Annotated in this window: 17 protein-coding genes; 13 read left to right on the top strand and 4 right to left on the bottom strand. The window is 49.3% G+C overall.

Going from position 1 to position 19,331, the window contains the following annotated elements; translation table 11 throughout:
- Nucleotides 1-109: 109 nt before the first annotated feature.
- The gene (locus BM334_RS10230) at nucleotides 110-1,354 is read right to left on the bottom strand and encodes a malic enzyme-like NAD(P)-binding protein (protein WP_092841417.1); all 1,245 of its coding nucleotides are present in this window, start codon (nucleotides 1,352-1,354) and stop codon (nucleotides 110-112) included.
- Between the two features lie 236 nt (nucleotides 1,355-1,590).
- Complete coding sequence (rpmE, locus tag BM334_RS10235; RefSeq protein ID WP_055439055.1) at nucleotides 1,591-1,812, bottom strand: 50S ribosomal protein L31; 222 nt, start codon at nucleotides 1,810-1,812, stop codon at nucleotides 1,591-1,593.
- Between the two features lie 366 nt (nucleotides 1,813-2,178).
- Between rpmE and argC the strand changes: the two genes are divergently transcribed.
- From argC to BM334_RS10270, 7 genes are all read left to right on the top strand, one after another.
- Nucleotides 2,179-3,198 (top strand): N-acetyl-gamma-glutamyl-phosphate reductase, encoded by a 1,020-nt coding sequence (gene argC / locus BM334_RS10240; RefSeq protein ID WP_177215083.1) that lies wholly within the window; start codon nucleotides 2,179-2,181, stop codon nucleotides 3,196-3,198.
- On the top strand, nucleotides 3,195-3,962 hold the full coding sequence (gene argB / locus BM334_RS10245; RefSeq protein ID WP_092841419.1) for an acetylglutamate kinase: 768 nt from the start codon (nucleotides 3,195-3,197) through the stop codon (nucleotides 3,960-3,962). The genes argC and argB overlap by 4 nt, the downstream gene beginning before the upstream one ends.
- Nucleotides 3,963-4,011: 49 nt before the next feature.
- A complete protein-coding gene (locus BM334_RS10250) occupies nucleotides 4,012-4,926 on the top strand; it encodes an ornithine carbamoyltransferase (RefSeq protein WP_092841421.1) in 915 nt (304 codons plus the stop codon).
- On the top strand, nucleotides 4,923-6,155 hold the full coding sequence (locus BM334_RS10255; RefSeq protein ID WP_092841423.1) for an argininosuccinate synthase: 1,233 nt from the start codon (nucleotides 4,923-4,925) through the stop codon (nucleotides 6,153-6,155). Before BM334_RS10250 ends, BM334_RS10255 begins: the two co-directional genes overlap by 4 nt.
- A 3-nt stretch (nucleotides 6,156-6,158) precedes the next feature.
- A complete protein-coding gene (gene argH, locus BM334_RS10260; protein WP_092841425.1) occupies nucleotides 6,159-8,000 on the top strand; it encodes an argininosuccinate lyase in 1,842 nt (613 codons plus the stop codon).
- Between the two features lie 105 nt (nucleotides 8,001-8,105).
- On the top strand, nucleotides 8,106-8,396 hold the full coding sequence (locus BM334_RS10265) for a hypothetical protein (protein ID WP_092841426.1): 291 nt from the start codon (nucleotides 8,106-8,108) through the stop codon (nucleotides 8,394-8,396).
- On the top strand, nucleotides 8,393-8,698 hold the full coding sequence (locus tag BM334_RS10270) for a HigA family addiction module antitoxin (RefSeq protein WP_092841428.1): 306 nt from the start codon (nucleotides 8,393-8,395) through the stop codon (nucleotides 8,696-8,698). The genes BM334_RS10265 and BM334_RS10270 overlap by 4 nt, the downstream gene beginning before the upstream one ends.
- On the opposite strand, the gene metJ is transcribed toward BM334_RS10270, so the two are convergent.
- Nucleotides 8,695-9,012, bottom strand: a complete 318-nt coding sequence (metJ, locus tag BM334_RS10275) for a met regulon transcriptional regulator MetJ (RefSeq protein WP_092841430.1) — start codon at nucleotides 9,010-9,012, stop codon at nucleotides 8,695-8,697. The genes BM334_RS10270 and metJ overlap by 4 nt on opposite strands.
- Before the next feature lie 233 nt (nucleotides 9,013-9,245).
- Between metJ and metL the strand changes: the two genes are divergently transcribed.
- Nucleotides 9,246-11,696 carry a bifunctional aspartate kinase/homoserine dehydrogenase II gene (metL, locus tag BM334_RS10280; protein WP_092841432.1) on the top strand — a complete coding sequence of 817 codons (2,451 nt, stop codon included), beginning with the start codon at nucleotides 9,246-9,248 and terminating at the stop codon, nucleotides 11,694-11,696.
- 3 nt (nucleotides 11,697-11,699) lie between these two features.
- Here metL and BM334_RS10285 read toward each other — a convergent pair whose 3' ends face one another.
- Nucleotides 11,700-14,165, bottom strand: a complete 2,466-nt coding sequence (locus BM334_RS10285) for a penicillin-binding protein 1A (RefSeq protein WP_241970924.1) — start codon at nucleotides 14,163-14,165, stop codon at nucleotides 11,700-11,702.
- 213 nt (nucleotides 14,166-14,378) lie between these two features.
- On the opposite strand from BM334_RS10285, the gene pilM reads away from it, so the two are divergent.
- Genes pilM through pilQ form a run of 5 tightly spaced genes read left to right on the top strand, consistent with a single transcriptional unit; the run spans nucleotide 14,379 to nucleotide 19,294 of the window.
- Entirely contained in the window at nucleotides 14,379-15,446 is a 1,068-nt protein-coding gene (gene pilM, locus BM334_RS10290) for a type IV pilus assembly protein PilM (RefSeq protein ID WP_092841436.1), read from the top strand.
- Nucleotides 15,434-16,024 carry a PilN domain-containing protein gene (locus BM334_RS10295; protein ID WP_092841438.1) on the top strand — a complete coding sequence of 197 codons (591 nt, stop codon included), beginning with the start codon at nucleotides 15,434-15,436 and terminating at the stop codon, nucleotides 16,022-16,024. The genes pilM and BM334_RS10295 overlap by 13 nt, the downstream gene beginning before the upstream one ends.
- Nucleotides 16,021-16,611, top strand: coding sequence for a type IV pilus inner membrane component PilO (locus BM334_RS10300; protein ID WP_092841440.1), 591 nt, complete (start codon nucleotides 16,021-16,023; stop codon nucleotides 16,609-16,611). Before BM334_RS10295 ends, BM334_RS10300 begins: the two co-directional genes overlap by 4 nt.
- A complete protein-coding gene (locus BM334_RS10305) occupies nucleotides 16,608-17,141 on the top strand; it encodes a pilus assembly protein PilP (protein ID WP_092841442.1) in 534 nt (177 codons plus the stop codon). Before BM334_RS10300 ends, BM334_RS10305 begins: the two co-directional genes overlap by 4 nt.
- Nucleotides 17,141-19,294: a type IV pilus secretin PilQ gene (pilQ, locus tag BM334_RS10310; protein ID WP_241970923.1), complete on the top strand. Its 2,154-nt coding sequence runs from the start codon at nucleotides 17,141-17,143 to the stop codon at nucleotides 19,292-19,294. The genes BM334_RS10305 and pilQ overlap by 1 nt, the downstream gene beginning before the upstream one ends.
- Nucleotides 19,295-19,331 lie beyond the last annotated feature (37 nt).

Genomic DNA, 19,331 nt, shown 5'->3' on the forward strand with positions numbered 1-19,331 from the left:
CGCTGCGCTGTTCGTCCGTGCTACGCACTGTTCGGAGACTTCACGAATAGCATAGTGTGCCAACAGTGAGCGTAGCGAACGCACGAATAACGAATAACGAATAACGTTTTTATTCAGTCATGTAGTTTTTGGGGAGATCGATGCGTGCAGCGCCTGACGCAACCGCCGCCTCCGCTACCGCCCGCGACACCCGAGTGCGCAAACGCGCATCAAGAGGCTTCGGAATTATGTAGTCAGGGCCAAATTCCAGCTTGTCGACACCTGATGCTTTTAATACCGCCTCTGGTACCGGTTCTTTGGCGAGTTGGCGAATGGCTTCAACGGCGGCGAGCTTCATGTCGTCGTTAATGGCCTTGGCGCGTACGTCGAGCGCGCCGCGGAAAATAAACGGGAAGCACAATACGTTATTCACTTGGTTAGGATAATCTGAGCGGCCGGTCGCCATAATCAAATCGTCACGAACCGCTAGTGCTAGTTCAGGTTTAATTTCAGGATCTGGGTTCGAGCAAGCGAACACGATTGGCTTTTCGGCCATCAGTTTTAGCGCTTCTGGCGCCAATAGATTCGGCCCAGATACGCCAACAAATACATCAGCTTCCGTGATCACTTCTTCTAACGTGCGCTTGTCGGTGTTGTTGGCAAACAGCGCTTTGTATTCATTTAAATCGTCGCGACGGGTGTGAATAACGCCTTTTGAGTCGAGCATATAAATGTGCTCGCGCTGAGCGCCACACTTAATCAATAGCTCCATACAGGCAATGGCTGCAGCGCCAGCACCTAGGCACACAATTTGTGCTTTGCGTAGGTCTTTGCCTTGAATTTCCAGCGCGTTTAACAGCCCAGCGGCTGTCACAATAGCGGTACCGTGTTGGTCATCATGGAAAATAGGCACTTCGCAGCGCTCAATCAGAGCTTGCTCAATTTCAAAGCACTCAGGCGCTTTAATATCTTCTAGGTTCACGCCGCCGAAACTGTCGGCAATATTCGCTACGGTGTTGATGAAGTCTTGCGTGGTGCGGTGTGTCACTTCAATGTCGATGGAATCTAGCCCGGCAAAGCGCTTAAACAACAACGCCTTACCTTCCATAACTGGCTTTGACGCCATGGGCCCTAGGTTGCCCAAACCCAAAATGGCCGTGCCGTTCGAAATAACCGCCACCATGTTGCCCTTGGCAGTATATTTGTACACGTCTTCCGGGTTTTCAGCGATGGCTCTTACCGGCTCGGCCACACCTGGGCTATAAGCTAACGCGAGATCTTTACTTGTTTCTGCGGGCTTGGTTAGCTCAATACTTATTTTGCCAGGGGTTGGGTATGCGTGGTAATCCAAAGCTTGCTTGCGGAAGTCGGTCATATTGTGGCGCACCTATTTTTTCAAGTTATTCCGAGTATTGTAGTTTGAATCTTGCGAATAAGACATCTTACCTGATAAGGCACGCCATATTAGCTCAAAATAGATAGGTAAGATTTTAAATTGTTTAAATTGGCACCATCGAAATTTTCAATGAAACCGCAGCATTCCTTGTTTTGTGGACACAAAAAAGGCGCCTTCTGGCGCCTTTCTCGTTAATCTGCTTAAAAGGGTCTGAATTAAGACTCTTTCTTGCCACCCAACACGCTGAAACGCTTGTTGAATTTCTCGATACGACCGCCAGTGTCCATAATACGCTGTTTACCAGTGTAGAACGGGTGACACTCTGCACATACGTCCAAGTGCAATTCGCCGCCTTTAGTAGAGTTAGTCACAAAAGAGTGACCACAAGAGCATGATACTTTCAGCTCTTTATATTCTGGGTGGATACCTTGTTTCATGGGGTTACCTCGTTAGGCTGCATCGCCATCCGATCTATTGCCGGACACCATACAAATTACTGTTAAAAAATGTGCTGCTTTTATAAGCAACACGTCAAATTAGGGCGCGAATTATAAGCGAACTCGCTGCGCGAGTAAAGAGCGTTAATCGTTATTCGTGCGCTGTGCTGTTCGTCCGTGCTACGCACTGTTCGTAGATCTCACGAATAGCGAAGCGGACCAACAGTGAGCATAGCGAACGTACGAATAACGAATAACGCTTTATGGTTTTTTATGGTTTTATGGTTTTTTATTCTTGTTTTGTGCATTTTTATTCACTATAATTCATTCAAGTTTTGGCCATAAAGCAATGAGTGATTCGTACCAGTGGAACTTGATAAAAGCATACCATGCGCTGTATTTGGCGCCAGCGGCTATAGCGGCGTTGAATTGGCGTGGCTGCTGCATAATCACCCATTCTTTTCGCTTAAACATGCTTATTCTTCTAGCGCACGTGAAGAAGCAGAGCCCCTTGCTGGTTTGTACCCACAAATAGCGGGTCAGCTTGATATTATTCTGCAACCTTGGCACCCGGATTTGCTGTCGCAGCTTGCGCAGGAAGTTCGGGTGGTTTTTTTGGCGCTTCCCCATGAAGCGAGTGCTGAACTTGCCCCTATATTGATTAAAGCTGGGTTGGTTGTATTTGATCTTTCGGGGGCATTTCGGCTTCGCGACCCACAGCAACACCTGCAAGCTTATGCTTTTGAGCAACCCAACATTGGGGTTGACGCTATTCCTTATGGCTTAGCCGAATGGACAGTACTGCAGGGCCACGAGCCGCTGGTGGCAGTGCCTGGCTGCTACCCAACGGCAGCGGCACTGGCTTTAAAGCCGTTAATGCACTTGGTGCAAGGCACCCCTCTAATTAATGCGGTAAGTGGCGTTTCTGGTGCGGGCCGTAAAGCTGCCGCCCACACCAGTTTCTGTGAGGTCAGCTTGGCTGCGTATGGCGTTGCAACGCACCGCCATCAGCCAGAAATCTGCCAAAGTATCGGTCACCCAGTTATTTTTGTGCCACATTTAGGCAATTTTAAGCGCGGCATATTAGCAACCATTTATGCGCCATTGGAGGCCGGTACAACACAGCAAGATGTGGAGCTAGCGTTGCAGCGCGCCTACCGAGAGCAACCTTTAGTTCGTTTGTGCCACAAGCCACCTGCAATTAACGACGTTGTAGGTACGGCGTTCTGTGATATTCACGCGGTGGTGCATAACGGGCATGTCATTTTATGTGTGGCTATCGATAATTTACTGAAAGGCGCAGCGGCCCAAGCGGTGCAACTGGCCAATATGTATTTCGATATGCCAGCCAGCACTGGCCTAACCGGGCGTGGTGGTGTGATATGAGTACGCCATTAGTGATTAAACTTGGTGGCCGCGTGCTACAAAGTCACAGTAATTTAAATGCACTACTCACGATCATTGCGCAATTGGCTCAGTTGCGCCCGTTAGTGCTGGTGCATGGCGGTGGTGATCAAGTTGAAGCCTTATTAGAGCAATTGGGCCACACCAGCTTGAAGGTTGATGGCCTACGCATTACCCCTGCGGTGCAGATGCCGATTGTGGCGGGCGTGTTGGCCGGCGATGTGAATTCGCAACTGGTTGCCGTTGCTCAGCAGCATCAACTTAATGCCGTGGGCCTCACCTTGGCGGCCGGCCATTCGGTACGGTGCGAAGTAGACACCTCGCGTGGCGCGGTGGGTATTCCACAACCAAATCAACCGGCACTGCTGCAGTTGTTGCTGGACAAAAACTTCTTGCCTATTTTGAGTTCGATTGGTGCCGACGCCGCCGGTAATCGCCTGAACGTCAACGCGGACTTAGCCGCGGCTGCTGTCGCTCAGCTACTGCATGCCGATTTAATTCTACTCACCGATGTGCCCGGCATTTTGGACCAAGACGGTGAGCTTATCGAATCCATTTCTGTTGACCAAGCGCCCGCGCTTATTGCCGACGGCACCGTGCGTGACGGTATGTTGGTCAAGCTTAATGCCGCTGTGCAAGCAGCAACCGCCTCGCGACGAAGTATCGCGGTGGCCGGTTGGCAAGATGCCAAAGCGCTCACTCGCCTAGCAAAGGGTGAAGCAGCCGGAACCCGCATCCGCTTTTAATAGCTAACACAATTTAATACCTCAGCTTTACATGAAAGGTTACCAACACATGAATGATTTATTGGCTATGGGCGACTTGTCCCCGCAGCAAACCAACGACTTATTACAGTTAGCGCACACCATTAAACAGCGCCCAACCGCGTGGGCGAACTATTTGCAAGGCAAAAGCATCGCCCTGTTGTTTGAAAAGCCATCGCTACGTACCCGCGCCAGCTTTGCGGCCGGCATTAATCGCTTGGGTGGGCACAGCATTTATTTAGATGCGCAAAACCTGATGGGTGAGCGCGAGCCGGCCAGCGATGTCGGTGCCAACTTGGCGCTGTGGCACGACGCAATTGTGGCGCGTGTTTATTCACAGGCAACTTTAAATGAGCTGGCGGCCGCTTCGGGCAAACCGGTTGTGAATGCTTTAAGTGACATTTGCCACCCCTGCCAAGCATTAGCCGATTTACTAACCTTGCAAGAACAGCTTGGTGACTTGTCGCAGGTACACCTTACTTACATAGGCGATGGTAACAATGTGTGTCATGCGTTAATGGCCGGCGCCGCGCAAGTAGGAATGCAGTTACAAATAGTGACACCTGAAGGCTACGCGCCAAATGCTGAACTGTTGGCGGCGGCGCAAGAAGTCGCAGCTAAAACTGGTGGTGCTATTGTCGTTGCCCACAACTTAAACGAACTGCAACAAACCGATGCTATTTATACCGACACTTGGTTTTCCATGGGGCAAACGCGCGATAGCAATGACGTGATGCATGACTTTGCGCCGTTTCAAGTGAACAGCGACTTAATGAAGCGCCTTGGTGCCAAGCATTTTATGCATTGTTTACCGGCCTACCGTGGGCGGGAAGTGACTGCAGAAGTTATTGATGGCGCGGGCAGCTTGGTGCTGCAACAAGCCGAAAACCGTTTACACGCACAAAATGCGATTTTAGTGAAATTAATTGAAGGAGCTGCCGCATGAGCGCTGCTAAAAACACCTCTGTGAAAAAAGTTGTATTGGCGTACTCGGGTGGCTTAGATACCTCCGCGATTGTGCCCTGGTTAAAAGAAAACTACGACTGCGAAGTGGTGGCTTTTGTGGCTGATGTTGGCCAAGGCGACGACGAATTAGCTGGGGTTGAGGAAAAAGCCATCGCCTCGGGCGCAAGCAGCTGTTATGTGGTTGACCTAAAAGATAAATTCGCCAGCGAAGTGATCTATCCGACACTTAAAACCGGTGCCATTTATGAGGGCCAATACTTGCTAGGTACGGCGCTCGCGCGGCCAATTATTGCCGAAGCGCAAGTTGCCATTGCACGCCAAGTGGGTGCTGACGCGGTTGCTCATGGCTGTACCGGTAAAGGCAACGACCAAGTGCGCTTTGAGTCGGCGTTTGCTGCGTTAGCCCCTGACTTAAAAGTCATTGCGCCCTGGCGGGAATGGACCATGCGCTCACGCCCGCAATTATTAGCCTACTTAGCTGAACGCAATGTGCCGTGCAGTGCGTCAGCCACCAAAATATACAGTCGCGATGCCAACCTGTGGCACATTTCAACCGAAGGCGGCGAGTTAGAAGACCCATGGAACGAGCCAACCGAGCAGGTGTGGACCTGGACCGTGGCGCCAGAGCACGCACCAAATACCCCAGAGTATTTGAAGTTAACCTTTGCCAACGGTGAATTGACTCACATTAATGATACGGACTATCAGCCAGTCGACGCTATTTTACACCTCAATAAAGTAGCGGGTGCCCATGGAGTGGGCCGTCTCGACATGGTGGAGAACCGTTTGGTGGGCATGAAGTCGCGCGGTTGTTATGAAACCCCAGCGGGCGCTGTGCTGTATACCGCACTACAAGGGCTTGAAAGCTTGGTGCTCGACCGTACCACGCAAGATTACCGTATTCGCTTAGGCAATGAGTTTGCCCAGCTGATGTATGACGGCCGTTGGTTCACGCCTTTGAAAGACGTGATGTTAGCGGCGGCAACCAAAATCGCTGAGCCGTTAACTGGCGACATTATGGTGAAACTGTACAAAGGCCAAGCCACCGTCACCCAGAAGCGCTCGCCGAATAGCTTGTACTCCAATGCCTTTGCGACCTTTGACGAAGACGAAGTCTATAATCAACAGCATGCTGAAGGCTTTATTCGTTTATATAGCTTGGCAAGTCGTATTCGGGCCTTACATCAACAAGCAGACGACGCGGAGTAACACATGAGCTTATGGGGTGGACGGTTCAGCGAGCCAAGCGCCGCTGAATTTAAACAGTTTAATGACTCGTTACGCTTTGACTACGTGTTAGCGCCATTTGATATTCAGGCGTCACAAGCGTGGGCGGGCTCTTTACAGCACGCTGGGCTAATTAATGCGGACGAAAACCAGCAATTGCAGCAGGCTTTAAAAGAGCTGGCGAAGCGCGTGGCGCAGCAACCTGAGCTGCCGCTTCAAACTGACGCCGAAGACATTCATAGCTGGGTAGAAGCCCAGCTGATTGAAGCCATCGGCGCAACTGCGAAAAAGCTTCACACCGGGCGTAGCCGAAACGACTTGGTTGCCACCGATTTACGTTTGTTTTGTAAGCAGTTTGCACAGCATTTGATTACCGCCAATTTGGCTGCAATAGAGAACTTACTCGCCTTCGCTAGCCAATACAGTGACGCCATGCTGCCAGGCTATACCCACCTGCAACGGGCCCAACCCATAGTGGCTGGGCACTGGGCAATGGCCTATGTAAGCATGCTGCAGCGTGACGTTAGCCGACTACGAGAAACCGTGCGCCGCATGGATGTAAGCCCTCTTGGCAGCGGTGCCTTGGCCGGCACAACTGCACCGATTGATCGCGAAGCCTTGGCACATGAATTGGGTTTTCGCAATGCCTGTGAAAATAGCCTTGATGGGGTATCCGATCGCGACTTTGTGTTGGACTTATTAAACGCTGCGAGCAACGGCATGATTCATTTGTCGCGTATTGCTGAAGACGTTATTTTTTACTGCTCGGGCGAGTCTGGCTGCTTTAGCATGAGTGACCGTATTAGCAGCGGCTCGTCGCTTATGCCACAAAAAAAGAACCCAGATTTATTTGAGTTACTGCGTGGCAAAACAGGGCGCGTCATTGGGCATCAGCATGCTATGCAAATCACCCTAAAAGGGCTGCCGTTGGCTTACAACAAAGACATGCAAGAAGACAAAGAAGGCTTATTTGATGCCTTACACACCTACTTGCAATGCCTACAGATGTTAGCGTTTGCCGTGCCTGAACTACGGGTTAATAGTGCGCATGCGGCGCAGCAAGCTGCCCTTGGCTACAGCAATGCCACTGAACTGGCTGATTATTTAGTCAGCAAAGGCGTACCATTTCGTGACGCCCACCATATTACCGGTGAGTTGGTGGTTTTGGCTCAACAGCAAGGCCTTGCACTTGAGCAACTTAGCCTGAGTGACTACCAACAGGTATGCGCGCTGGTTGAGGACGACGTGTATGCCACCCTTGATTTGCAATACGGTTTACAAAAACGCTCAGCTTTGGGCGGCACCTCGCCAAGCGCAGTAAAAGTTGCCATTAAGCATGCTCAAGACTGGCTGCACGCGGCCGAGGCGGCCAGCAAGCACGTGCGCCAGGCACGCTTAGGTGATGTCGATAAAATTTGTGAATTAATCGCATATTGGGCTGATCAAGGTGAAAACCTGCCACGCGACAAAGCCGATATACTGCAAGCGATTCAAAGCTTCGCGGTCGCTGAAATCAATGATGAGGTGGTGGGCTGTGCCGCGCTTTATGTGTATAGCACCGGTTTAGCCGAAATTCGTAGCTTGGGCTTGTTCCCAATTGCGCAAGGCAAAGGTTTAGGCGCAGAACTCGTGGCATTCTTGCTTTGGAAAGCGCGTGAACTGGGTATTAGTCGCACCATTGTCTTAACCCGTGTGCCGGAGTTTTTCGGCAAGCTTAATTTCCGTATTACCTTAAAAGAAAAGCTGCCCGAAAAAGTCATGAAAGACTGTGACTTGTGCCCTCGCAAAGATAATTGCGACGAGACCGCGTTAGAATACCTATTGTAATGACACTAATCGACCACAGCTTTGGTTTGACAAAATACGTCACCGCGACCAAAATGTAACTAGTATAGTTACATTAAATCATTAACTATGAACAAGGAGGTTCAGTTGATTGATTCTTTCACATCATTGGTATTGCAGGCATTTTACGAGGTTGGTGAATATAGTGATCTGCCATTTCCTCCCTCTGCATTACAAAATGTGTTCGATATTTTAGACGACCTGAACGACCCGTACTTTTCTTATCGTGATTTTAGCGGCGTTTGGACGGTTCATCATTATGAGGGTATTGAACAAGCGGTCGTCACCGTAAACGGCGTTGAGCCTTGTGGGGCGATCACGTTTACATACCAAGGGAATCACGTATTCAATGTTGACTGTTTCGTGGAGGGCGTATGACTAAGCAATTCAAACCAACGATAAAGCGACGCATTCGCCATCCCGGTGAGATTTTTAAACAGCAGTTTATTGTTCGCTACAACCTTAAAATTCAAGACGCTGCTAATAAACTACACATAAATCGCGTTCAATTATCTCGTTTTCTCAACGGACATGATGCGGTTACGGTCACACTTGCGAGAAAACTTGAAGTAGCCACAAACGTGAGCGCTGAATACTGGCTAAATCGCCAAGCTCGATTTAATTTGCATGAGGCACAAAGGCAACAACATGAGGTACAAGCCGAATCACTATTCGGCTAGTCTTCAATGTCTTCCGGAATAGGCAGGCCGCGGCGGGTTAGCTCGTCGCGTACTGCTTGTGGAATACGATTTGGGTTGTCTTTGCGTAAATCGTCGTCGGTTGGCAATGGTTGGCCGGTGAACGCGTGTAAAAACGCTTCGCACAATAGTTCGCTGTTGGTCGCGTGGCGTAAGTTTTTGATTTGGCGGCGAGTGCGCTCGTCAGTTAGCACTTTAAGCACGCGGGTAGGAATAGACACCGTGATTTTTTTCACGTGTTCGCTTTTTTTACCGTGTTCCACATACGGATAAATATAATCGCCGTTCCATTCCATACTGCACCCCTTTGCTGTTCTGCTCAATATCAAAAACCATGCACAATGTGGTGAATTGTACTGCGCAAATTCGTGCAGTCAACTTTATACGCATAGCTGTCTATACGTCTTTTTGTGCTAACCTTGCGTAATCGTACTTTATTGGTGGAAAAACGCGCCGTATAATCGATACTGTATTTTTCGCATTGTTATCTATATTCAACCCTTGCCCCACAGGAGAAAGCACACGCATCATGACGGTTGAGGTTCAAGTTACCCCAGAGCAAATTCAGGCTGTTGCCGACACAGTACAAGTTCATAAATTTGGCGGCAGCAGTTTAGCTGATGCGTATTGTTACCGCCGCGTAGCACGTATTGTGACCGAGTATGCTGGCGCGAGCGACTTAGTTGTCGTATCAGCGGCTGGCGATACCACCAACCGTATTTTGGCCATTATTGACGCCAAAGGCGACGACTTAGGTGTAGCTGAAGTACTGCTCAAACAGTTGGAAAAATACCAGCAGGGTTTAATTCTTGAATTACTCAATGGCGACGTGCAGCAGCGTGTGCTGGCGCAGTCTCAACATGACTTTAAACGTTGGTACGCTTGGCTAGCTGGCGAGGAAGAAATTACCCGTCGCCCTGAGCTGTTATCATACGGCGAATTATGGAGCGCACGACTATTAGCTGCATTGCTTGAGCAGCAAGGCGTTACCGCAGACTATATTGATGCCCGCACCTTCTTGGTCGCCGATGACGCACCAGAGCCGCATATTCGGGTGGAAGTATCACGTGCTGGTTTACTGAACCGCATAGCACCGCACCCGGGCACCCGCTTTATTGTCACCGGCTTTATTTGTGCGGACCCACAGGGCAACTCGCTTATTTTAGGCCGTAACGGCAGTGACTACTCGGCAACCCTAGTCGGTAGCCTTATTGATGCCAAGCAAGTCACCATATGGAAAGACGTGGCTGGGGTGTATTCAGCCGACCCCCGCAAAGTTGAACGCGTGGTTAGCTTACCGACCATTGATTGGCAAGAAGCCGAAGAACTGGCCCGTTTAGGCAGCCCGATTCTTCACCCGCGTACCTTTCAGCCGGTGAACCGTGAGCGCATGGTGATTGCTGTGCGTTCAAGCTTAAAAGTAGAAAACCAGCAAACCCGCATTGGCCAATACCAAGACGCCACGCCACAGGGCAAAGTATTGACCTCGCTAACTGACGTGGTGCTATTTCGGGTTGATTTAAGCGATGCCAAGCTGGTTCAACAGTTTGAAGAGCTCGAACTTGTACCGTTAATTAGCTGGAACGAAGTAGCCCAGCACCATGCGTACTATGCGTATCACCAAAACCATTTGGACTACTTAGAACGTTGGTTAGAAGACGTTGATAAAGCGGATCATGTGGTGCAAATGCAAGGCTATTCGATGATTGCTTTGGTGGGACATCGCATTCAAGAAACTGATCAATACAGCACCTTTAAAGCAGAACTGAGTGCGCAAAACCTGCGCCGCTTGGCGTTTTCGCCTGACAGCACCTCGGTTATTGGTATTTTAGAGCAGAAGCTGGATAACCGTTTGTTAAACCGTTTGCACAGCCAGTTATTTAATTACCGCCGTAGCTTGGGCGTATTGGTGGTCGGCCGCGGTAACATTGGTAGTGCGTGGTTATCGCTATACCGCCGCTTGCGCGAGCGCATCAACGAGCAAATGGATGTACGTATTATCGGCATTTTGAACTCAACCCGCATGTGGCTTGATTATAATGGCCTGGAGCTTGATCACTGGGAAGCTAGCTTTGATAAATTCGCGCGCCCTTATGAGCTCAGCCAATTGATTCCGGAGCTGCCAAATGCGCCATACGATGAGTTGGTAATGCTCGATTTAACCGATGCAGTGCCCGTTGCACAGCTGTACCCAAGCTTTTTTGCCAACGGCCTACATATTATTAGCGCCAATAAGCGCGCTGGTGCTTCGGGTGAGTCGCAGTACAACGAAATTCGTACCATCCAACGCGAATACGAACGCGAGTGGTATTACAACACCACGGTGGGCGCCGGTTTGCCGTTAAATTATGCACTGAATGACTTGCGCAACTCTGGTGACACCATTCGCAGCATTTCAGGTATTTTCTCAGGAACCATGAGCTGGCTGTTTGAGAATTTTAATGCCGAGGTAAAATTCAGCGACTTAGTACGCGAAGCCAAAGCACGCGGATTAAGTGAGCCTGACCCACGCGAAGACTTAACCTGCCAAGATATTGTTCGTAAATTGCTTATTTTGGCCCGTGAAATTGGCTTGAAGTTAGACTGGAAAGATATCGATGTTGAAAGCCTTTTGCCAGAGCAACTCGAAGATATTCCGCTCGATGAGTTTATGCGTCGCTTGCCGGAGCTAGACGACAGCATGCACGATTTATACTTAGACGCGCAAAAAACCGGCAAGGTGCCACGGCTGCTCGCTAGTTTCGCGGTACAAGACGACGACAGTGTGCGCGCTCGAGTGGGCATTGAATACATTCCCGAAGGCGACATGCTAGCGAACTTGATTCCTGGCGAGAATATTTTCGTGATTTACACCGATTGGTATCACGAAATGCCTTTAGTTATCAGCGGCCCAGGGGCGGGTAAAGAAGTTACCGCCGGTGGTGTGCAGTCAGACTTAAACCAGTTGCTTAGTCGCCTAAGCAACCGGCATAGTCGCTAATTATTAGAAAATCGAGTCGTCGTCAGCAAAGATATCTTTGTTTGACGACTTCTGCTCGGCATATTCGGTCGGCGCGGTGCCCGGTAAGAAATACTCAAACCGCGTCGAATAATCATTCTTACGGCTTAATTTCCCGGTGGCTAGGTCAATACGCGCCATCACCAGTCCTGGTGGCACCTGAAACGGCTGAATATCGGCGTCTTCAAGTGCGGTTTCCATATAGTCAATCCACATCGGCAACGCAGTTTTTGCGCCGCCTTCAGCACCGCTGATGGGCTGCTCTTGTTGATCAAGGTTTTCATTCATGGTGGTGCTACCGAGCGCCCGCTCCAAGTTGTCAAAACCAACCCAAGCAGTGGTCACCAAGCCACTGACGTAACCAGAGAACCAAGTGTCTTTGCTGTCGTTGGTCGTCCCTGTTTTACCGACAATGTCGCGGCCAGCTAGGTCGACAATTTTTTCTGAGCGTTGAATACGCCAGGCCGTGCCGTTCCAACCGGTGCGGTGCTGCCAACTACCCCCACCCCACACTGCAGACTGCATAGCTTCTGTTATTAAATATGCGTTTTGTTCGGTGATCACCCGCGGCGCTTGAATAACCTCACGACCGTTTTCTTCTTCACATAAAACACAAGCGACGGCTGGGCGCGCTGTATAAACCACCTCGTCATTGTCATTCTCAATGCGCTCAATGAAATAGGGGTTCACTAAATAACCGCCGTTAGCAAATACCGCGTAACCGCGCGCTACTTCAAGCGGGGTTTGTGACGATGAGCCCAACGACAGCGACTCATTACGTGGAAGCTCATCAATTGGAAAGCCAAAGCGCGTCATATATTCAACAGTCGTATCGATACCTAGCGAACGCATCAGGCGCACAGACACCACGTTTTTAGATTTTGCCAGCGCTTGGCGCACGCGAATCGGCCCTTCATAAACATCGGGTGAGTTACGCGGCCGCCACGCGATGCCGCTACCGGGGCTCCACTGATTAATTGGCGCGTCGTTTACTAACGTCGCTAAAGTAAAGCCATTTTCTAACGCCGCCGAGTAAATAAACGGCTTCACGTTAGAGCCAATTTGTCGCTCGGCCTGAATAGCTCGGTTAAATTGGCTCATCGCGAAACTATAACCACCCACCGCGGCGGCAATACTGCCATCTTGTGGGCGCAACGAAATAATCGCACCACTTGGCTCGGGTATTTGTGCCAAGCGCAACCCTTGCTCGGTTGCCCGCACGCGAATCAGTTCTCCCGGAGCCAATATGTCGCTAGCAGTTTTCGGTGCTGGCCCTTGACGGTCTGCGTGCATGTACGGACGAGCCCAAGCTAAGCCTGACCAAGAAATTTCTCGTTGGCTACCACTTGCTGTCAGCACTAACGCTGCTTGTTCGGTTACCCCTAACACCACGGCAGGCACCGTTAAGCCAATGGCTTCCTGCTTGTTTAGGTAATCGCGAATGTCATCATGCTGCCAAGCATCTTCATCTGCTTGCCATAACACCGCTTCGGCACCACGATAACCGTGGCGCTCATCATAAGCATGCAAATTTAACTGCACCGCACGCTGCGCCGCACGCTGCTGCTTGGCATTAACCGTGGTGTATACCTTGAAGCCAGCGTTATAGGCGGCTTCTTCACCGTAACGAGAAACCAAGTCGGCGCGCACCATTTCCGCCAAATACGGTGCACTCATGGTCACTTCAGCGCCGTGCAGCCGCGTTTCAATAGGTTCGTTAAGGGCCGCTTGATACTGCGTTTGTGTAATGACGTTTTCTGCCAACATACGCCCAAGTACCACAGCGCGGCGTTCACGTGCGCGCTCAGGATTAGAAATTGGGTTCATGGTGGAAGGCGCTTTTGGCAAGCCCGCAATCATAGCCATTTGCGCTAACGTTAGGTCTTTGACATCTTTGCCGTAATAAACTTGCGCTGCCGCCCCAATACCATGCGCGCGGTGGCCAAAGGTAATTTTGTTGAGGTATAACTCGAGTATTTCGTCTTTACTGAGCTCGCGCTCCATGTGCAACGAGATAAACGCTTCTTTTATTTTCCGCGTCCAGGTTTGCTCGAAGCTCAAATAAACATTTCGCGCCAGCTGCTGGGTGATGGTACTACCCCCCCCTTGAATTTCGCCGGTGGTTAATAACAGTGCAAAGGCGCGCGCCACACCAATAGGGTCGATACCGAAGTGATCGTAAAAGCGCTGATCTTCAGTGGCTAAGAAAGCGTTGATTAATGGCTGCGGAATATCCTCTAATTTCAGAGGAATACGACGAATTTCACCAAACTGCGCAATCAGTTCACCGTCTGATGAGTACACCTGCATCGGCGTTTGTAACCGCACATCTTTCAATTCAGCTACGGTGGGCAGCTCATCTTGCCAATAGAAATATAAGCCGACAACTGTGATTGTCCCTAGAATTGTTAGCGCTGCAAAAACTGCCAGCATCCACTTTATAATTTTCAAGAAACCGCCCCTTTTTTCCCTTTCAGCTATACTGTTTTACAGGTTGCGCAAATTACGTTCATATTATAGAAAGATAACAGTAGAAACGTAATGTTTATTTAGATTGTGCAAAGAACTTTGCACAATGCTTACCTTTCTGCTTAATATGAGGTTCGGCATAGAACAATTTTAATAATATAATGCCGGAACACCGGTCCACTTTAGGGGAGCATTATGGGGCTATTTGGTCTGGGAAAAAAGCCAGGTCTAGGAATTGATATCGCTTCGGATGCCGTAAAAGCAATTGAACTTGTACCAAGCGGCGACACATATGACATTACGCAGGTTGCTGAAGTTGCTTTACCGAAGAATTTAATTACCGACGACGAAATTGCTGATATAGAAAAGCTTGCGAAAATGATTACGCAGGTACGTAAGCGCATGGGCAGCACTCGGGTTGCCGTTGCTGCCGTGTCTGGTAACCAAGCCATTTCCAAGCAAGTACCCATGAGTCTTGATCTTGATGATGAAGCCATCGCCGAAAAAATTGAAAGCGAAGCCGAAGCGTTAATCCCGTTCCCTATTAACGAAGTTCGCTACGATTTTGAAAGTTTAGGTGAGCATCAAACCTTGCCAGGGCAACAACGTGTATTGGTCACGGCAACACGTACAATTAGTGTCGATAGCCGCGTGCAGGCGCTAGAAGCTGCCGGTTACAAAGTTGCCATCATGGATGTCGACAACCAAGCTATTGCGCGAGCGTGCAGCCATTTGCTACCACACATGCACCCAGAAATTCTTGATAGCAAACTGCCGTATTTAATTTTAGATATTAGTACCAGCGCCATTCAAATTATTGTCATTCACCAAGGCGAAGTGGCGTTCCATCGCTTTCAGTCGGGTGGGCTTTCGCAACTACTCAGTGCACTTGATGAGGACGGCAGTATTGACCATGGAGAAATCATGGCAAAACTGCGTTCGGGTGATATTGATGAATTTCCATCGTTAATTATTCAAGACTTCTTGAGTAACCTTTGGAACCAAGTAAGTCGCGGTGTACAAATGTACCAAAGCAACGCGGCGGACAAAGGCTTTTCTTCAATACTCTTAATTAACACTGGCGCTATGTTGCCAATGATTACTGAGGCTTTGAGTGAACAGGTGGACTACCCAGTGCATGCACTGAACCCGTTCGAGCATTTTATTCTGCCCAGTAAGTTTTCCCACTTACAAAATCACGGGCCGCGCTTTGTTGAAGCTATTGGCCTCGCGTTACGGAGTTTTGCGACATGGCACATGTAAACCTACTGCCTTGGCGCGAAACTGCGCGCCAAAGGGCCAAAACACGATTTGGTATTCATGCAGGTATTGCTGTGGGTATTGCAGCTGTCATCTTTGGTGCAGCTTATATGGTCATCGGCGATTACAAGAGTTATCAGCAACGCCGCAATAACTATTTACAGTCGCAAATTCGTATTCTAGATAGCCAAATTGCTGAAATTAGCTCAATTAACAAGAAAAAGAGCGAGATTTTAAATCGTATCAAGCTTATTCAGGCGCTGCATGAAGACCGCAACACTGCCATTACGATTTTTAACGAGTTAACTGAAAGAACGCCAGATGGGGTGTATTTGCACGCTTTAGAAAAACGTGACATGCAACTGATTATCAGTGGCCGCAGCATTTCCAACAACCGCGTATCTGAATTTTTACGTAATTTAAGAGAGTCCGCAGTGTTTGAGCAGCCGGACTTACGTAGTGTTGTTTCTGCCGATGCCCAATCACGTGGCCGCAATGCGCGCGGTAGTGGCGATTACGATGCCTTTTCATTGGTGGTTAATATTGTGCCGCCAGCTAGCGCGGAGGCAGCTAAAAAATGAGTATGAACAGCCTACGTGAATTAGACATTAACGAATTGCCGTTTTGGCCACGACCGTTTCGAATGGCGGTGTTGGTTATTATTGGAATTGCCGTGTTAGCTGCGGCCTACCACTTCATTCTGGCCGACGAATGGGCGGCATATAAACGCGAAGTAGCCAATGAGACCACGCTGAAACAAGATTATGAAACCAAATACTCAACGGCCGTCAACTTACCTTTGTATCGGGAGCAACTAGAGCAACTTAACAGTGACTTAGAAACCTTGTTAAGCATGCTGCCAAACGATGACGAAACGCCAAAACTTCTGGACGATATTAGTTTGATTGGTACCCGCAGTGGCCTGCGTTTTGATCGCATTGAATGGCTAAACCCGCAACCTCGAGAGTTTTATACCGCCCTACCCATGCGCATTGAATTACGTGGCGAGTATCATCAAATTGGTGATTTTGTCGGCCAAATGTCGAGCCTTGATCGCATCATCAGTGTGAAGAATTTCAAAATGCAGCTACAAGACGATGGCGGCACGCTTAGCTTATCGGTGAACGCACAAACCTATCGTCAACAAACCTTGAGGGCGAAACCATGATGCGATTGGTTATTAGTCTTGCCGCAATAGGTGTGTTAGCCGGCTGCGCGCCAACCGGTCACCAAGATCTTGAGCAATTTACCGCGCAAGTTCAGCAACGCGCTAAACCCGGTATTAGCCCACCGCCACAGCTGCCAGAACTTGAGCGTATTCAATATACGGGGTCGAATATTCGTAACCCATTTCAGCCAACACCATTGCGCGCCGGCCCAGAGCCTGGGGTGGGGCAAAATTGCCCGCAACCAACGCTTGGCAAACCGCAGGGCAACCTTGAAGGGGTTGCTCTTGACCAGCTGTCATTGAGTGGAACCATGCGCTCAAACGGCCAGCTAGTCGCGCTATTGGTGTCGAACGATGGCAAACTATTCCGCGTAGAGCGAGGCGACTTTATTGGCCTTGATAACGGCCGTATTATCTCGATTACCAACCAACAAATTTCGATTCGTGAATGGTTAGCAACTGGCGACGGTTGCTGGCAACAACGTGACGTGTCGTTAACCTTGCTGAACTCGCAAAGGAGCTCGAACTAATGAAGCACTTAATCCGTACCTTTTATTTTCTGTTGTTGATGCCGCTGGCGGTATCCGCAAATGAGCTTCTACGGGTTGAGCAGATTGCGCTGAACAAAGATCGCTTTAACTTAGAAGCGCACTTTTCAACACGCGTCGAGTCACCTGTAGTGCAACGCAGCAGCAACCCTAATTTGCATGAGTTTTTGCTGCTTGGTACCAAAGCAAATATGCCTGATGGGCGGTTGAACCTAAATGACCACCCATTATTGGACTACGTCGAAATTGAGCACCAACGCGAAGACTTAATGCTTCGCGTACACACCAAACAGCCGTTAGAGCACTTGATGAGCCGCTTTGGCGAAGTGATGGTGTTGGTGTTTGTGGCTAGCAAAGACGACCAACCGAAAGCGACAGCTGCTACCAACACGGCTAAGCCGGCAGTTGAAAAACCGGCAACCAGGCCGGTAACCAAGCAACCGGCTAAGGCTAAACCAGAGCCAGCGACAAAAACTGCAGCGGCAGAAAAGCCAGCAGCACAACAGCCGCAGCGTGCTGAAGTTCGTACCGAAACGCAGTCTAAGCCTATCGCAAATGCAACCAGAAGTGCGGTTACCAACATTAATTTTTTCCGTTTATCCAATGATGTCGGTCAGGTAAGTATTGCGCTAAATAAAGACAACGTTGAGCACGAAGCCCGCATGAAAGGCAACGATCTTGAAGTCATTCTGTATGACACCGATTTACCCGAAGACTTGCTATATGTGCTGGACGTTAGCCAATTTGCAACGCCAGTTGCCTTTGTCGAAACTTTCCGTGATGGCCGCCATAGCCGCATTAAAATTGCCGGTAAAGCCAAGTTTAAACATCAACTTGAGCAAATTGATGGCTATCTTCGCTTGAATTTAATGCCGGCGCCTCAAGCCTCGGCACAAGAAGCACAAGCTAAGTCGAGCCAGAAACCAATTTCGTTGAACTTCCAAGATGTCCCGGTTCGCCAATTGCTGCAAATTTTGGCCGAAGAGAACAATTTAAACCTCGTCGCCAGTGAGTCAGTCACTGGGAACATTACCTTACGCTTAGAAAATGTTCCTTGGGAGCGAGCTCTAGAAACTATTTTGCGCGTGAAAGGGCTAGATAAGCGCTATGACCAGAATATTCTGATAGTTGCGCCTGCTTCTGAGTTGGCTCAACGTGAAGCAGAACAGCTTGAGAGTCAGCAACGCATGCAAGACCTTGCACCACTTGAAAGTTCTTACATTCAGATTAACTACGCCAAAGCAGAAGAAATTGCACAAATACTTCGCACCGATAGTTCTGATTTGCTTTCAACTCGCGGTGCCGTAACGGTTGATGAGCGTACCAACACCTTGTTAGTGCGTGATACTTCAGAGCAAATTGCCACCGTTAAAGCCATGGTTAACGTGCTTGATGTGCCGGTTAAACAGGTGATTATTGAAGCACGTATGGTAACTGTACGTGACAATATTAGCGACGAACTCGGTATTCGCTGGGGCGTTACAGAGCCTTCCGTAGATACCTCACAACCGCTACCTTGGGGCACTGGCACTAGCGTCACTGGCGACTTTAATGTGAACTTGCCAATTGCTTCGCCGGCCGCCACCATTGGTTTCCAAGTCGCTAAGTTAGCCGATGGTCGTTTATTAGATCTTGAACTGTCGGCTCTTGAGCGAGAAAACAAAGGTGAGATTATTGCTAGCCCGCGTATTACCACCGCGAACCAAAAAGAAGCCTATATCGAGCAGGGTACAGAGATTCCGTATGTTGAAAGTGCATCATCGGGCGCTACCTCAGTACAGTTTAAAAAGGCTGTTTTAGGATTAACCGTTACGCCGCAAATTACCCCAGATAACCGGGTTATTTTGGACTTAGTGATCACACAAAACACCCGTGGTGAAACTGTCAGTACACCAACTGGCCCAGCTGTTTCAATTGACACGCAAGAAATCAGCACTCAAGTGTTGGTGGAAAACGGCGAGACCATTGTTTTAGGTGGTATCTATCAGCAGCAAATTTTGAATGACATTTCGAAAGTACCGTTGCTTGGCGATATTCCATACGTAGGCGTGTTGTTCCGCACCGACAGTCAGGTGAATGAAAAACGCGAGCTATTAATCTTCGTGACGCCACGAATTGTAACGAATACGCCGTAAACCTTGCTTATGTAGCTGTGACTTGCGATAATCGCGC

Source organism: Pseudidiomarina donghaiensis (assembly GCF_900116895.1).
GTDB classification, from domain to species: Bacteria; Pseudomonadota; Gammaproteobacteria; order Enterobacterales; family Alteromonadaceae; genus Pseudidiomarina; species Pseudidiomarina donghaiensis.

What these genes read in the sequence shown, in the direction of transcription:
- BM334_RS10230 (WP_092841417.1), bottom strand. Translation starts at nt 1,354, where the DNA reads ATGACCGACTTCCGCAAGCAAGCTTTGGATTACCACGCATACCCAACC.
- rpmE (WP_055439055.1), bottom strand. Translation starts at nt 1,812, where the DNA reads ATGAAACAAGGTATCCACCCAGAATATAAAGAGCTGAAAGTATCATGC.
- argB (WP_092841419.1), top strand. Translation starts at nt 3,195, where the DNA reads ATGAGTACGCCATTAGTGATTAAACTTGGTGGCCGCGTGCTACAAAGT.
- BM334_RS10250 (WP_092841421.1), top strand. Translation starts at nt 4,012, where the DNA reads ATGAATGATTTATTGGCTATGGGCGACTTGTCCCCGCAGCAAACCAAC.
- BM334_RS10255 (WP_092841423.1), top strand. Translation starts at nt 4,923, where the DNA reads ATGAGCGCTGCTAAAAACACCTCTGTGAAAAAAGTTGTATTGGCGTAC.
- argH (WP_092841425.1), top strand. Translation starts at nt 6,159, where the DNA reads ATGAGCTTATGGGGTGGACGGTTCAGCGAGCCAAGCGCCGCTGAATTT.
- BM334_RS10270 (WP_092841428.1), top strand. Translation starts at nt 8,393, where the DNA reads ATGACTAAGCAATTCAAACCAACGATAAAGCGACGCATTCGCCATCCC.
- metJ (WP_092841430.1), bottom strand. Translation starts at nt 9,012, where the DNA reads ATGGAATGGAACGGCGATTATATTTATCCGTATGTGGAACACGGTAAA.
- metL (WP_092841432.1), top strand. Translation starts at nt 9,246, where the DNA reads ATGACGGTTGAGGTTCAAGTTACCCCAGAGCAAATTCAGGCTGTTGCC.
- pilM (WP_092841436.1), top strand. Translation starts at nt 14,379, where the DNA reads ATGGGGCTATTTGGTCTGGGAAAAAAGCCAGGTCTAGGAATTGATATC.
- BM334_RS10295 (WP_092841438.1), top strand. Translation starts at nt 15,434, where the DNA reads ATGGCACATGTAAACCTACTGCCTTGGCGCGAAACTGCGCGCCAAAGG.
- BM334_RS10300 (WP_092841440.1), top strand. Translation starts at nt 16,021, where the DNA reads ATGAGTATGAACAGCCTACGTGAATTAGACATTAACGAATTGCCGTTT.
- BM334_RS10305 (WP_092841442.1), top strand. Translation starts at nt 16,608, where the DNA reads ATGATGCGATTGGTTATTAGTCTTGCCGCAATAGGTGTGTTAGCCGGC.
- pilQ (WP_241970923.1), top strand. Translation starts at nt 17,141, where the DNA reads ATGAAGCACTTAATCCGTACCTTTTATTTTCTGTTGTTGATGCCGCTG.